The 13,969-nt window shown below is 70.5% G+C and carries 14 protein-coding genes and 2 tRNA genes; 10 read left to right on the top strand and 6 right to left on the bottom strand.

The genetic code is table 11. The features are described from left to right. Window positions 1-11 precede the first annotated feature (11 nt). A tRNA-Gln gene (locus AB0K11_RS00290) sits at window positions 12-83 on the top strand. 64 nt (window positions 84-147) lie between these two features. Beyond that, window positions 148-223, top strand: a tRNA-Glu gene (locus tag AB0K11_RS00285). 91 nt (window positions 224-314) lie between these two features. Here the strand turns inward: AB0K11_RS00285 and AB0K11_RS00280 are convergent. Then, a complete protein-coding gene (locus AB0K11_RS00280; protein ID WP_364971372.1) occupies window positions 315-1,016 on the bottom strand; it encodes an IclR family transcriptional regulator in 702 nt (233 codons plus the stop codon). An 85-nt stretch (window positions 1,017-1,101) separates the two neighbouring features. Between AB0K11_RS00280 and leuC the strand changes: the two genes are divergently transcribed. The 3 genes from leuC (at window position 1,102) to AB0K11_RS00265 (ending at window position 4,000) form a co-directional block, all read left to right on the top strand. Next, complete coding sequence (gene leuC / locus AB0K11_RS00275; protein WP_364971371.1) at window positions 1,102-2,535, top strand: 3-isopropylmalate dehydratase large subunit; 1,434 nt, start codon at window positions 1,102-1,104, stop codon at window positions 2,533-2,535. Beyond that, window positions 2,535-3,128 carry a 3-isopropylmalate dehydratase small subunit gene (gene leuD, locus AB0K11_RS00270; RefSeq protein ID WP_364971370.1) on the top strand — a complete coding sequence of 198 codons (594 nt, stop codon included), beginning with the start codon at window positions 2,535-2,537 and terminating at the stop codon, window positions 3,126-3,128. Before leuC ends, leuD begins: the two co-directional genes overlap by 1 nt. A gap of 203 nt (window positions 3,129-3,331) precedes the next feature. Continuing rightward, complete coding sequence (locus tag AB0K11_RS00265; protein ID WP_364971369.1) at window positions 3,332-4,000, top strand: HU family DNA-binding protein; 669 nt, start codon at window positions 3,332-3,334, stop codon at window positions 3,998-4,000. 72 nt (window positions 4,001-4,072) lie between these two features. Here AB0K11_RS00265 and AB0K11_RS00260 read toward each other — a convergent pair whose 3' ends face one another. The 3 genes from AB0K11_RS00260 to cofC all read right to left on the bottom strand — a co-directional run bounded on the left by AB0K11_RS00260 (window position 4,073) and on the right by cofC (window position 7,986). Next, the gene (locus tag AB0K11_RS00260; protein WP_364971368.1) at window positions 4,073-5,017 is read right to left on the bottom strand and encodes an NUDIX hydrolase; all 945 of its coding nucleotides are present in this window, start codon (window positions 5,015-5,017) and stop codon (window positions 4,073-4,075) included. A 51-nt stretch (window positions 5,018-5,068) separates the two neighbouring features. After that, window positions 5,069-7,267, bottom strand: coding sequence for an RNA degradosome polyphosphate kinase (locus AB0K11_RS00255; protein WP_364971367.1), 2,199 nt, complete (start codon window positions 7,265-7,267; stop codon window positions 5,069-5,071). A gap of 65 nt (window positions 7,268-7,332) precedes the next feature. Beyond that, window positions 7,333-7,986, bottom strand: coding sequence for a 2-phospho-L-lactate guanylyltransferase (gene cofC / locus AB0K11_RS00250; protein ID WP_364971366.1), 654 nt, complete (start codon window positions 7,984-7,986; stop codon window positions 7,333-7,335). A gap of 93 nt (window positions 7,987-8,079) precedes the next feature. On the opposite strand from cofC, the gene AB0K11_RS00245 reads away from it, so the two are divergent. From AB0K11_RS00245 to AB0K11_RS00235, 3 genes are all read left to right on the top strand, one after another. Beyond that, complete coding sequence (locus AB0K11_RS00245) at window positions 8,080-9,060, top strand: NAD(P)H-dependent glycerol-3-phosphate dehydrogenase (protein ID WP_364973584.1); 981 nt, start codon at window positions 8,080-8,082, stop codon at window positions 9,058-9,060. A 5-nt stretch (window positions 9,061-9,065) separates the two neighbouring features. Continuing rightward, window positions 9,066-10,169 (top strand): cystathionine gamma-lyase, encoded by a 1,104-nt coding sequence (locus AB0K11_RS00240; RefSeq protein ID WP_364973581.1) that lies wholly within the window; start codon window positions 9,066-9,068, stop codon window positions 10,167-10,169. Between the two features lie 61 nt (window positions 10,170-10,230). Then, a complete protein-coding gene (locus tag AB0K11_RS00235; protein WP_364971365.1) occupies window positions 10,231-11,361 on the top strand; it encodes a D-alanine--D-alanine ligase family protein in 1,131 nt (376 codons plus the stop codon). Here AB0K11_RS00235 and AB0K11_RS00230 read toward each other — a convergent pair. Further along, window positions 11,358-11,927 carry a DUF3515 domain-containing protein gene (locus AB0K11_RS00230; protein ID WP_364971364.1) on the bottom strand — a complete coding sequence of 190 codons (570 nt, stop codon included), beginning with the start codon at window positions 11,925-11,927 and terminating at the stop codon, window positions 11,358-11,360. The genes AB0K11_RS00235 and AB0K11_RS00230 overlap by 4 nt on opposite strands. A gap of 10 nt (window positions 11,928-11,937) precedes the next feature. Further along, the gene (locus AB0K11_RS00225) at window positions 11,938-12,180 is read right to left on the bottom strand and encodes an Lrp/AsnC ligand binding domain-containing protein (protein WP_364971363.1); all 243 of its coding nucleotides are present in this window, start codon (window positions 12,178-12,180) and stop codon (window positions 11,938-11,940) included. A 104-nt stretch (window positions 12,181-12,284) separates the two neighbouring features. Here AB0K11_RS00225 and AB0K11_RS00220 point away from each other — a divergent pair, with 104 nt between their 5' ends. Both AB0K11_RS00220 and AB0K11_RS00215 read left to right on the top strand, forming a co-directional pair. Beyond that, window positions 12,285-13,253, top strand: coding sequence for a thiamine-phosphate kinase (locus AB0K11_RS00220; protein WP_364971362.1), 969 nt, complete (start codon window positions 12,285-12,287; stop codon window positions 13,251-13,253). 28 nt (window positions 13,254-13,281) lie between these two features. Next, window positions 13,282-13,965 carry a uracil-DNA glycosylase gene (locus AB0K11_RS00215; protein WP_364971361.1) on the top strand — a complete coding sequence of 228 codons (684 nt, stop codon included), beginning with the start codon at window positions 13,282-13,284 and terminating at the stop codon, window positions 13,963-13,965. Window positions 13,966-13,969: the final 4 nt, after the last annotated feature.

Here is a 13,969-nt window from a genome sequence, read left to right as displayed (position 1 = left end):
CGAGTAGCCATTGGGGTATGGTGTAATTGGCAACACAGCGGTTTCTGGTACCGCCATTCTAGGTTCGAGTCCTGGTACCCCAGCTGCGTCCGGAGATTAGGTCAGGTCTGACGCCTGAGCTATGCTGGCTCTCCGGAATTTGTTCTAGCCCCCGTCGTCTAGCGGCCTAGGACGCCGCCCTCTCACGGCGGTAGCGTGGGTTCGAATCCCATCGGGGGTACCAGATATCCGATCGCCCGCCTCGCTCGAGGCGGGCGTTTCTCGTTCCCGGGGCCGCGCAACTCCGCGACGGAGCGGCGCGACTGCGACCGGTGTCACAACCGGCGGGTCAGGGCCTCCGCCGCCGCCACCAGGTCCGCGGCCCAGCGTGCACCGGGACGGCGGCCCATCCGGTCGATGGGTCCCGACACCGACACCGCGGCCACCACCGCACCGCGGCCGTCGCGCACGGGGGCGGACACACTCGCCACCCCCGGCTCGCGTTCGGCCGCGCTCTGCGCCCAGCCGCGCCTGCGGACTTCGGCCAGGGCACGGTCGGTGAACTTCGCCTCCGGCAGCACGGCGTGCTGGGTGGCCGGGTCGGCGTAGGCCAACAGCACCTTGGCGCCCGAGCCTGCGGTCATCGACAGCCGGGTGCCCACCGGAACCGTGTCACGCAGGCCCGCGGGCGGCTCCAGCGCCGCCACGCAGATCCGCGCGGTGCCCTCGCGCCGGTACAACTGCACGCTCTCACCGGTGATCTCGCGCAACCGCGGCAGCACCACCGCACCCGCCGCCAGCAGCGGGTCGTTGACGTGCCCGGCCAGTTCGGTGAGCGCCGGGCCGAGCCGCCATCGGCCGTCGGCGTCGCGGGCGAGCAGCCGGTGCACCTCGAGGCCGGCCGCCAGCCGGTGAGCGGTGGCCCGCGGCAATCCGGTGCGGTCGCACAGTTCGGCGAGCCCGCACGGTGACTCGGCCACCGAATGCAGCACGCCCACGGCTTTGTCCAGCACGCCGATGCCGCTATCCTGTCTCACAGAGAGATACTAACGTCCCGCATGTTGAGACACCAGCCCAACGTGTCGAGATCGGCGTGCGGGGCGCCACGACGCGAATCGAGATGTGATGGCCAACTCGCACAAGCCCAGGACCATGGCCGAGAAGGTCTGGGCCGACCATGTCGTCGCCTCCGGCGACGACGAACCCGACCTGATCTACATCGACCTCCACCTGGTCCACGAGGTCACCAGCCCCCAGGCGTTCGACGGCCTCCGGCTGGCCGGACGCCCGGTGCGCAGGCCCGATCTCACGATCGCCACCGAGGACCACAACGTCCCGACGATCGACATCGACAAGCCGATCGCCGATCCGGTGTCGCGCACCCAGGTCGAGACGTTGCGCCGCAACTGCGCGGAATTCGGCATCCGCCTGCACCCGATGGGCGATGTCGAGCAGGGCATCGTGCACATCATCGGCCCGCAGCTCGGCCTGACGCAGCCGGGGATGACGGTGGTGTGCGGCGACAGTCACACCTCGACCCACGGCGCGTTCGGCGCGCTGGCCATGGGAATAGGCACATCCGAGGTCGAGCACGTGATGGCCACCCAGACGCTGCCGCTGCGCCCGTTCAAGACGATGGCGGTGAACGTCGACGGTGAACTGCCGCCGGGAGTGAGCGCCAAGGACATCATCCTCGCGGTGATCGCGCAGATCGGCACCGGCGGCGGCCAGGGCCATGTCATCGAATACCGGGGGAGCGCCATCGAGCGGTTGTCGATGGAGGGCCGGATGACGATCTGCAACATGAGCATCGAGGCCGGCGCCCGGGCAGGCATGGTGGCACCGGACGACACCACCTTCGAATTCCTGCGGGGCCGTCGGCACGCCCCGCAGGGCGCCGACTGGGACGCCGCGGTCGCGGCGTGGAGCCGGTTGCGCACCGACCCCGGCGCGGAATTCGACACCGAGGTGCACATCGACGCGGCGAGCCTGAGCCCGTTCGTCACGTGGGGCACCAACCCCGGCCAGGGCATTCCGCTGTCCGGTGCGGTACCCGACCCCGAGCTGATCGTCGACGAGGGCGAGCGGCAGGCCGCGGAGAAGGCGTTGACCTACATGGACCTTCGCCCCGGCACCGCGATGCGCGACGTCGCGGTGGACACGGTGTTCGTCGGCTCCTGCACCAATGGCCGCATCGAGGATCTGCGGGTGGTCGCCGGCGTGCTGAACAGCCGCTCGGTCGCCGACGGGGTGCGGATGTTGATCGTGCCCGGGTCGATGCGGGTGAAGGCGCAGGCCGAATCCGAAGGCCTGGACGCGATCTTCACCGCCGCAGGCGCTGAGTGGCGGCAGGCCGGATGCTCGATGTGCCTCGGCATGAATCCCGATCAACTCTCACCGGGGCAGCGCTGCGCGTCGACTTCGAACCGAAATTTCGAGGGCAGGCAGGGCAAGGGTGGCCGCACCCATCTCGTCTCACCCGCCGTCGCCGCGGCCACCGCGGTGCGCGGCACCCTGTCCTCTCCCGCCGACCTGACCGACCGAGGAGCCCAGTGATGGAAGCCTTCACCACCCACACCGGGATCGGCGTGCCGCTGCGCCGGTCGAACGTCGACACCGACCAGATCATCCCGGCGGTGTATTTGAAACGGGTCACCCGAACGGGATTCGAGGACGGCTTGTTCGCCGCCTGGCGCAACGACCCGTCGTTCATTCTCAATCTGGCGCCGTTCGACCGGGGTTCCGTATTGGTGGCCGGACCGGATTTCGGCACCGGGTCGTCGCGCGAGCACGCGGTCTGGGCGCTCATGGACTACGGGTTCCGGGTAGTTATCTCGTCTAGGTTCGCCGACATCTTCCGCGGGAATGCGGGCAAGGCGGGACTGCTGGCCGCCGAAGTCGCGCAAGACGATGTGGAACTGCTGTGGAAGCTGATCGAGCAGAATCCCGGGCTGGAAATCGGTGTGGACCTTCAAGATCGAACGGTGACCGCCGGAACGGTTGTGGTGCCGTTCAGAATTGACGAATACACCGCATGGCGGCTGCTCTCCGGACTCGACGATATAGGCCTTACGCTGCAGAAACTCGATGCGATCGAGTCCTATGAACAGCGCAGGCCGGCCTGGAAACCGAAGACCCTGCCGGCCTGATCGCGGCCCCGCGGCGGGCCGAATTCGCCGCCCTGGAAGGGGTTCTCCGAACCTCCGGCAGGAGACCATGCGCGGCAACCGGATTGCCGAATTGTTCGCCAGCTACTACTGAAATTGCGCGTGGCTCTTGGAAATCAGTGGTCAAAGGGTTTACCGTGTCCACTAGTCGGTCCAAGGAGGACCACTGGTCTCGGAGGATTTGAATGAACAAAGCGGAGCTCATCGACGTACTGACGAACAAAATGGGCACCGACCGTAGGCAGGCCACCGCCGCGGTCGAGAACGTCGTCGACACCATCGTGCGCGCTGTGCACAAGGGCGACAGCGTGACCATCACCGGCTTCGGCGTTTTCGAACAGCGCCGCCGCGCCGCCCGTGTCGCGCGCAATCCGCGCACCGGCGAGACGGTGAAGGTGAAGCCCACCTCGGTGCCGGCATTCCGCCCGGGTGCTCAGTTCAAAGCGGTTGTTTCTGGCGCGCAGCGTCTCCCGGCCGACGGCCCCGCCGTCAAGCGCGGTGTGACGGCGGCGCCCGCCAAGCGCTCGGCCGCCAAGAAGGCGCCCGCCCGCAAGGCCGCGACCAAGACCGCCGCCAAGAAGGCGCCGGCGAAGTCGACGGCGGCGAAGAAGACCACCGCCACCAAGGCGCCGGCCAAGTCGACGGCGGCGAAGAAGACCACGGCCGCCAAGAAGGCGCCGGCGAAGTCGACCGCGGCGAAGAAGACCACCGCCGCCAAGAAGGCGCCGGCCGCCAAGAAGGCCGCCACCAAGGCGCCGGCCAAGAAGGCGCCCGCTGCCAAGAAGGCCGCCACCAAGGCGCCCGCCAAGAAGTCGGCTGCCAAGAAGGCGCCGGCCAAGAAGGGCCGCAAGTAGATTCCCCACCGGAGGCGCCGCGGGTCGAGCCGACCCGCGGCGTTTTCTGCTGCGGACCGGATGCGGGCGGTCTCAGCCGCTGACCGCCAGGGGGCTGCCGATGTGGTCCGCCGACACCAGCCGGCCACCGGAGAGCGACAGCACCCACGTGCTGCCCTTGCGGTTGCGTGACTTGTCCGGTCGCACCCCGTCCTGCTCGCACCACCAGTCGACCAGGGGTGGAATCACCTTGCCCTGCGAGCAGATCGCCGGAGTGGCACCGCTCTCCCCGGCCTTCGCGACGATGTCGAGGAGCCGGCGGCGGGCCGCTTTCTTGTCCTCGGAGTAGGCCTCTTCGGTGAGCTCGGGTTCACTGGTCACCGTGGTGCCCAGCTCCTGGGCGAGCGGCTCGAGCGTCTGCAGGCACCGGGTGCGGGCCGCGGCGAACAGTTCGTCGGCACCGAACGCGAGCAACTGTCCGACGAGCGATTCGGCCTGAGCGCGCCCGCGCTTGTCCAGCGGACGCTTGTCGTCGTCGCCCCGGTACCGCTTCTTGTCGCCGGCCGAGCCGTGCCGGACGAACAGTACGGTCTGGGTGTCGGCGGGCAGTTTCGCAAACCGGCGCAGGACCTTCCGGTCGTGCGGATACCCCACCCGCTTGATCGCGTCGTTCACCGGGAGCCAGATCAGCTGATCGACTTCGTCGTTCGGGGCGAACTCGCCGTCGATGCGTCGGGCCGCCCAGTACCTGACCTTCTTGACGCCCTGGTCCACCGGATAGCTCACCGTGGTCAGCCTGCGGCCCAGGTGTGCGGCGCAGCCCGTCTCCTCGAGAACCTCCCTGACCGCGGTCACCGGTTCCGTCTCGCCGGGGTCGACCTTGCCCTTCGGCAGTGACCAGTCGTCGTAGCGCGGGCGGTGGATGACCGCGACGAGTGGCTGCGCGTCATCGCCGTCGGCGCGCCACAACACCGCACCGGCGGCCAGCACCGCCTTGCCCTTGAGACTCTTGGAACTCGATCCCGCGTCCTTGCTCACCTCAACTCCTGCAGTCGGTTCGGGGCGTACGGCCGAGACGGTGAGCGGGGATCACGGGTGCCGGTGGCGTTCCATCAGCGACACCTGATGGTCGCGCACCGTGCGGCCTTCCTGCGGCGAGGCCGTCCAGCGCCCGTCGGTGCCCAACTCCCAGCACCGGGTGGACGGGTCCATCGCGGACTCGAACGTGTCGTTCAGCTGTGCGGACAATCGCGGATCCTTCACCTGTGCCATCACCTCGACCCGGCGGTCGAGGTTGCGGTGCATCATGTCGGCGCTGCCGATCCAGAACTCGTCGATGGCCTTGAAATGAATGATCCGGGAGTGCTCGAGGAACCGGCCGAGAATCGAGCGCACCACGATGTTGTCGGAGAAGCCGGCCGCACCCGGCCGCAGCGCACAGATGCCGCGCACCACCACCTCCACCCGCACACCGGCCTGCGATGCCCGGTACAGCGCGTCGATGACCTGCTCGTCGACCAGGGCGTTGGCCTTCAACCGGATGCGCGCGTCGGCGCCCTCGCGGGCGGCGGCCACCTCCCGCTCGATGCGCTCGATGATGCCGCGGCGCACGCCGTTCGGCGCCACCAGCAGGTTGCGGTAGGACACCTTGCGGGAGTAGCCGGTCAGCGAGTTGAACAGGTCGGTGAGGTCGGCGCCGATGTCGGGCGCCGCCGTCAGCAGGCCGACATCCTCGTAGAGGCGGGCGGTCTTCGGGTTGTAGTTGCCGGTGCCGATGTGGCAGTAGCGGCGGATCGTCGAGCCCTCGCGTCGCACCACCAGCGCGGTCTTGCAGTGGGTCTTCAGGCCGATCAGGCCGTAGACGACGTGCACGCCGGCCTGTTCCAGTGCCCTGGCCCACTTGATGTTGGCCTGTTCGTCGAACCGGGCCTTGATCTCGACCAGCGCCACCACCTGCTTGCCGGCCTCCGCGGCGTCGATGAGCGCGTTGACGATCGGTGAGTCACCCGAGGTGCGGTAGAGCGTCTGCTTGATGGCCAACACATTCGGATCGGCGGCCGCCTGCTCGACGAAGCGCTGCACCGTGGTGGAGAACGAATCGTACGGATGGTGCACCAGCACGTCACCGTCGCGCAGGGTGGAGAAGATGCTCTTCGGCGTCTCGCGCTCGCCGAACGCGGGCGGCGTCGCCGGAACGAACGGCGGGTCTTTCAGCGCGGGCCGGTCCACGCCGTACACCTGCCACAGCGACGAGAGATCAAGCAGACCGGGGACTTCGATGACGTCGCCCGGGAAGACGTCGAGTTCGCGCAACAGCAGTTCGAGCATGCTCTCGGTCATGTCGTCGGAGACCTCGAGCCGCACCGGCGAGCCGAACCGCCGCCGCGCCAGTTCCCGCTCCAGCGCCTGCAGCAGGTCCTCGTCGCGGTCCTCCTCGACCTCGAAATCGGCGTTGCGCGTGATGCGGAACGCGTGATGCTCGACGATCTCCAGCCCGGGGAACAGCACCGGCAGGAAGGCCGCGATCAACTCCTCCATCGGCAGGAACCGCGAGACGCCGGAGGCTCCTTCCCGCGCGTCCAACTCGACGAAGCGGTCGACGTTGTCGGGCACCTTGATTCGCGCGAAGTGCTGACCGCCGTCGTCGGGCACCTTGACGGTGATCGCCAGATTGAGCGAGAGACCGGAGACGAACGGGAACGGGTGCGCCGGATCCACCGCAAGGGGAGTGAGTACCGGGAACACCTGCTCGTGGAAATAGGTCGATAGCTGGCTGCGCTCGGCCTCGTCGAGTTCGGCCCACGTGACGATGACGATGCCCTCGCCGGCCAGCGCCGGGCGCACCGACTCGCGGAACACACTCGCGTGGCGGCTGGCCAGCTGCTGGGTGCGTTCGCTGATGCGGCGCAACTGCTCGCGCGGCGACAGGCCGTCCGCCGAGCGCACCGACAGGCCCATCTCGTCGCGGCGTTTCAGCCCCGCGACGCGCACCATGTAGAACTCGTCGAGATTCGACGAGAAGATCGCCAGGAACTTGGCGCGTTCCAGCAGTGGCAGCGACGGGTCCGCGGCGAGTGCCAGCACCCTGGCGTTGAAGTCGAGCCAGCTCAGCTCGCGGTTGAGATAGCGGTCCTCGGGCAGGGCCGCGGGCTGGGCGGGATCGGCGGCGGGGGACGTCGCCGCCGGTGGCGCGTCCGGAGCCGCCGCTGATACCTGAGCCTCCGGCGCCGTGTCGACGGGCACCTGCTCGGCGTCATCCGTTCGTGTCTGGGCCTCGGCTTCGGTCATCTCGCCAATCATTCCTCATCTGCGGTTCGTGCGGCCACCGCGGACCCACATTGCTCGCCCGCTGTTCATCTGGTCTGCGGCAGGGCGCGAGCGGTCGCAGGCCCGACGCCGAGCAGCTGGGCGGCGGCCAGGTCGTCGGGGGTGTCGATGTCGCACCGCAGGCCCGGCCATCCGCCGGTCAGCTCCACCGCTCCGGAATCGCGGTGCCGCCGAGCAGAATCGGTGCCCAGCCGTGGATCGAGGGGAACGCCGAACGAAAACAGTGCGGCGGTGCCCGTGCCGTGCCGGTCGCCGACGAAGCTGCGTGGGTGCGCCCGCGCCGCCGTGACCGCCTCCGCCAGCTCGTGGGAGCGCAGCGCCGGTAGATCACCCTGCAGCACAACGATGTTCGGGTGGCCGGCACGCAGCTCCGCTTCGGCCGCGACGATCGCGTTGTTGAGTGGGTCGTGGTGCCCGGCCGGCGTCGGGTCGTCGATCACGTTCGCGCCGAGCGACCGCACAGCAGCAGCGGCGACGGCGTCGGGGGTGACGACGGTGACCGCTGCCACCGGCACCGCGGCCGCGATGGTGTCCATCAGCATGGCCAGCACCACGGTCTCTCGGGTGGCCGGCGAGAACGCCGAGGCCAGCCGGGTCTTCGCCGCCGCCAGCCGCTTCACGGCGATCACCACCGCGACGTCGGCGTCCGCCGCGGTCCGTGTGCCGCTCATGATCGCCATCCTGCCAGGCGCGTTCGCCGATGCCCGGCGGCGCCGAAAGCCGAGACGTGCACCGGCCCGCGCTAGGGTGAAGCGGTGGTGAGAGCGGCGGTGATGGGTGCCGGTGCGTGGGGAACCGCCCTGGCGAGGGTCCTGGCGGACGCGGGCAACGACGTCGCGCTGTGGGCCCGCAGGCCTGAACTGGCCGCCGAGATCAACGCCACCCACCGCAACACCTCCTATCTCGGTGACACCGAGCTGCCTGCCACCATCCGGGCGACCGCCGACCCGGCCGAGGCGCTCGCCGGCGCCTGCACCGTGCTGCTCGCGGTGCCCTCCCAGCGGCTGCGGGAGAACCTGCAGCAGTGGAAGGGCCTCATCGGAGACGACGCGACACTCGTCAGCCTCGCCAAGGGAATCGAGCTCGACACCCTGATGCGGATGAGCCAGGTCATCATCGCCGTCACCGGGGCCGACGCCGGCCGGGTGGCGGTGGTCACCGGCCCGAACCTGGCCAGCGAGATCGCCGCCGAACAGCCCGCGGCCACCGTCGTCGCCTGCAACGACTCCGGCCGGGCGGTCACCCTGCAGCGTGCCCTGGCCACCGGCTATCTGCGTCCGTACACCAATAGCGACGTGATCGGCGCCGAAGTCGGCGGCGCGTGCAAGAACGTCATCGCGCTGGCGTGCGGGATGGCCGCCGGTGTGGGGCTGGGCGAGAACACCCTGGCCGCCATCATCACCCGCGGCCTGGCCGAGATAATGCGGCTGGGCATCGCGCTCGGCGCACAACCGGCCACGCTGGCGGGGCTGGCCGGCGTCGGCGACCTCGTCGCGACCTGCACCTCACCGCACTCGCGCAACCGCACATTCGGCGAACGGCTGGGCAGGGGAGGCACCATGGAGTCCGCGCTGGAGGCGGCGGGCGGACACGTGGCCGAGGGCGTCACCTCGTGTGAGTCGGTGCTCTCGCTGGCGTCGAGCTACGACGTCGAGATGCCGCTCACCGACGCGGTGCACCGCGTGTGTCACCGGGGACTCAGCGTGGATGAAGCGGTGGCGCTGCTGCTGGGCCGCAGCACCAAACCGGAGTGACGGCGATGGACGGCGGCTACGGCGACTCGACCCGGAGTGTGAAAGCTGCGGGAGCCGACCCGGTTCCGGGTGCGCCTGTGGCGTCGCCGCCGGTTCTCGCTGCGGCCTACCACATTCCGGCGGACGAGGACGACACGCTGGACAGCTACGGCCGCCGGTCGAATCCGACGTGGCGTCTCGTGGAATCGGCGCTGGCCACGCTCGAGGGCGCCACCCACGCGCTGACATTCGGATCGGGGATGGCCGCGATCACCACCGCGCTCCGGGTGCTCGCGACGCCGGGCAGCTCGCTGGTGGTGCCCGCCGACGGCTACTACCAGGTCCGCAGGTATGCCACCGAACACCTTGCGCCACGCGGAGTCTCGGTGATCGAGGCGACCTGCGCGCAGATGTGCGATGCGGCCGCGGGCGCCGACGTCGTACTGGCCGAGACGCCGGCGAATCCGACACTCGACGTCGTCGATCTGCACCGGCTGGCGACGCTGTGCCGCCGCCGCGGGTCCACCCTCGTCGTCGACAACACCACCGCCACGCCGCTCGGGCAGCAACCGCTCTCGCTGGGCGCCGACCTGGTGGTCGCCAGCGCCACCAAGGCACTGTCCGGCCATCACGACCTGCTGGCCGGATACGTCGCGGGCAGCCACCCGGAGCTGTTGGCCGCGATCGAACGCGACCGGCTGCTCGCGGGTCCGGTGCTCGGCGCCTTCGAGGCGTGGCTTCTGCTGCGCAGCCTGGGCACCGTCGGTCTGCGCTTCGAGCGGCAGTGCCAGAACGCCCAGGCGCTGGCGATGCTGCTGCGCAGCCATCCGGCGGTGCGGACGGTGCGCTACCCGGGGCTGCCCGAGGATCCCTCGCACGAGGTCGCGGCCCGTCAGATGCGCCGGTTCGGCGGGGTGGTGTCGGTGGAGCTGGCCGATGCCGACGCCGTCCACGGCCTCGTCCAGCGAAGCGACCTGCTGGTGGGCGCGACGAGTTTCGGCGGCATCCACTCCTCGGTGGACCGGCGGGCCCGCTGGGGGGACCCGGTCCCCGACGGGTTCGCGCGGATCTCGCTGGGTATCGAGGACACCGACGACCTGATCGCCGACATCGACCGCGCGCTGCGGTGAAAGCCCTGGTCAGAGAATCAGATCGTGCGGTGAGCGGGCGGGGCGGTAGCCTCTGCAGGTTGTGACTGCTCGCAACCAGCCCGGCGCCGCCGGCCGCACGCGCGTCGCCGTCGTCTACGGCGGCCGCAGTTCCGAGCACGCCATCTCCTGCGTTTCCGCGGGCAGCATCCTGCGCAACCTCGATCCCGAGCGGTTCGAGGTCGTCGCCGTGGGCATCACCCCAGAGGGGTCGTGGATGCTCACCGACGCCCGCCCGGAGACATTGGCGATCACCGACGGCCGGCTGCCCGAGGTGAGCGGCACGTCCGGCATCGAGATGGCGCTGCCTGCCGCACCGGAGCGCAGCGGTCAGCTGGTGTCGCTGAGCCAGGGCGCCGCGGGCGAGATCCTGGCCTCGGTCGATGTGGTGTTCCCCGTGCTGCACGGGCCGTACGGCGAGGACGGCACCATCCAGGGCCTGCTGGAACTCGCCGGGGTGCCCTACGTCGGGGCAGGCGTGCTGGCCAGCGCGGCGGGAATGGACAAGGAGTTCACCAAGAAGCTGCTGATCGCCGAGGGCCTGCCGGTCGGCGATCACGTCGTGCTCAGGCCCCGCCGGGCGACGCTCGAACCCGAGGAGCGCGAGCGGCTCGGACTGCCGGTGTTCGTCAAGCCCGCCCGCGGCGGCTCGTCGATCGGCGTCAGCCGGGTCGCGGCCTGGGACGACCTGCCCGCGGCGATCGACCTGGCTCGCCGCCACGACCCGAAGGTGATCGTCGAGGCCGCAGTGCCCGGCCGCGAGCTGGAATGCGGTGTGCTGGAGTTGCCCGACGGCCGGGTCGAGGCCAGCACGGTCGGCGAGATCCGGGTCGCCGGGGTGCGCGGCCGCGAGGACGGGTTCTACGACTTCGCCACCAAGTACCTCGAGGACGGCGCCGAGCTGGACGTGCCGGCCAAGGTCGACGACGAGGTCGCCGACGAGATCCGTCAGCTGGCGATCCGCGCCTTCACCGCCGTGGACTGCCAGGGCCTGGCGCGCGTCGACTTCTTCCTCACCGACGACGGCCCGGTGGTCAACGAGATCAACACGATGCCCGGCTTCACCACCATCTCGATGTACCCGCGGATGTGGGCGGCCAGCGGGGTGGACTACCCGACGCTGCTGGCGGCGATGGTGGACACCGCGCTGAGCAGGGGCACCGGCCTGCGCTAACGAATCGGCGCCGGATCGGCCGGACGTACGGGCAGCGTCGCGGTGATCGTCGCCGACATCAGCTGAATCGGCGTCGGCCCCGAACCGGCGGGCAGGGTCAGCGCGACGTAGACCGGCCGGTCGACGGCATACCAGGTGCTGCGCGCGCCCTCTGCCGGCTGCGCCCCGCCCGCCCGCTCCTCGCCGACCCGGAACCAGGACACGGCATCGACCATCTGCAGCGGCGCTCCGGCGACGAACTCGGCGGGACGGTCCAGCCCGCAGCGCAGCACCACCGGCTCGGCGTCCGGTCCGGCCCGCCACGCCGCGGCACCGGCAGGGGTGGGTTCGGCCGTCGGCGCCCGCCGGTATTCGCCCAGCTCGTCCGGCAGGGCATCGATCAGACTGCGGCAGTCCGGGCCGTCGGCCGCAGGCGCGGGCACCGCGGAGATCGCCACCGGCTCCTCCGGAGTTTCCGACTGCCGGATCGCGGCCACCGCGAGCAGCACCACCACCGCAGCGACGGCCACCGCGATCGCCGCGATCATCAGCCCGCGCGGCGGCCCGTCCCCGGTCGGTGCACTCACACGGTCAACCCTAGAGCTGTGCTCCGTCGGCGATCGGGCAGGTCAGCGTGCGGGTGATGCCGGTGGTCTGCTGCACCGACGGCACCACGGTGCCGCTCAGGTCGGCCATGCTGTCGGCGCCCACCCGCACCACGACGTCGTAGGGCCCGGTGACGTATTCGGAGGACAGCACGCCGGGCAGACCCGCGAGTTGCTTGGCGACGACCTCGGCGCGGCCCACCTCGGTCTGGATCAGCATGTAAGCCTCGACCACCTGCCGTCTCCTCTGTCTCGCTGCATAGACTCCTCGCCGCAGGGACCAAACGTACCGCAGGTCGAGCCGGTGTTCATTTCGCGAACGACCCGGTAGGAGGCGACATGGCGAGCTTCGAACCGGCCGAAACGCTGGCCACGGCCGGGGAGTTCGCGGTGATCGACCGGCTGGTCAGCGGGCGTGACCAACCGGCGGCGGTCGAACTGGGACCCGGCGACGACGCGGCGGTGGTGCGGGCCGGCGACGGGCGGACGGTGGTGTCGACCGACATGCTGGTGGCCGGGCGGCACTTCCGGCTGGACTGGTCGACACCACACGACGTGGGGCGCAAGGCCATCGCCCAGAACGCCGCCGACATCGAGGCGATGGGAGCCCGCGCGACGGCCTTCGTCGTGGCCTTCGGAGCGCCCGCCGACACACCTGTGGCCCAGGCGGTCGAACTCGCCGACGGGTTGTGGGACGAGGCCGGCCGGCTCGGTGCGGGCATCGTCGGCGGCGACCTGGTCCGGGCGCCGCAGTGGGTGATCTCGGTGACGGTGCTCGGCGATCTGGCCGGTGCTCCCGCGGTGCGCCGCGACGGCGCACGCGCGGGCGACGTGCTGGCCGTGACCGGTGATCTCGGCCGGTCTGCGGCGGGGTTCGCACTGTGGGACAACATGATCGGTGACTCCGTCGACGGCTGGGCCGAGCTGCGGCGGCGTCACCTGGTGCCCGAACCGCCCTACGGGGAGGGCCGCCGGGCGGCCGCAGCCGGCGCGACGTCGATGACGGACGTCTCCGACGGTCTGCTCGCCGACGTCGGTCACCTCTCGACGGCTGCCCGCGTGTCCGTCGACATCAGCGCCGACGCGCTGCGGGCCGATCACGACGCCGTGTCCGCCGCTGCGGCGGCGACCGGCGCCGACGCCTGGGACTGGGTGCTCGGCGGCGGTGAGGACCACGCCCTGGTCGCAACGTTCGCCGGGCCGCCTCCCGAGGGCTGGCGGGTGATCGGACGGGTGCTCGACGGCCCGCCCGAGGTACTGGTGGACGGCCGGCACTGGCGCGGCAACCGGGGATGGCAGTCGTTCTGAGCGACCGCGCACGCTAGGTTGGCCACTCGTGACCGCACGTCCACTCGAAGACCTCGTCGAGCCCGGCTGGGCCCAGGCGCTGGCGCCCGTCTCAGACCAGGTGACGCAGATGGGGGAGTTCCTGCGCGAGGAGCTGGCCGCAGGGCACCGATATCTGCCGGCGGGCCCGAATGTGCTGCGCGCCTTCACGTATCCCTTCGACGAGGTGCGGGTGCTGATCGTGGGGCAGGACCCCTATCCGACGCCCGGGCACGCCGTCGGGCTGAGTTTCTCCGTCGGCGCCGACGTGCGGCCGATCCCGCGCAGCCTGGCCAACATCTTCACCGAGTACACCGCCGACCTCGGCCTGCCGCAGCCCAGCACCGGTGACCTGACGCCGTGGGCGCAGCGCGGGGTGCTGCTGCTCAACAGGGTCCTCACCGTGCGCCCCGGCACGCCGGCGTCACATCGCGGCAAGGGCTGGGAGGCGGTCACCGAGCGGGCCATCGCGGCGCTGACGGACCGGAAGCGGCCGCTGGTCGCCGTGTTGTGGGGACGCGACGCCGCCACGCTCAAGCCGATGCTGGCCGGCGGCGATTGTGTGGCGATCGAGTCGCCCCATCCCTCGCCGCTGTCGGCGTCGCGCGGCTTCTTCGGATCGCGGCCGTTCAGCCGCGCGAACGAGATGCTGGCGCAGATGGGCGCCGAGCCCGTCGACTGGCGGTTGCCCTAGCTAC

Origin of the sequence: Mycobacterium sp. NPDC050551 (assembly GCF_040674075.1) — a bacterium.
Taxonomy (GTDB): Bacteria; Actinomycetota; Actinomycetes; order Mycobacteriales; family Mycobacteriaceae; genus Mycobacterium.
Note: the sequence above shows the minus strand (reverse complement) of the source record. Positions and strands in the feature narration are given on the sequence as shown.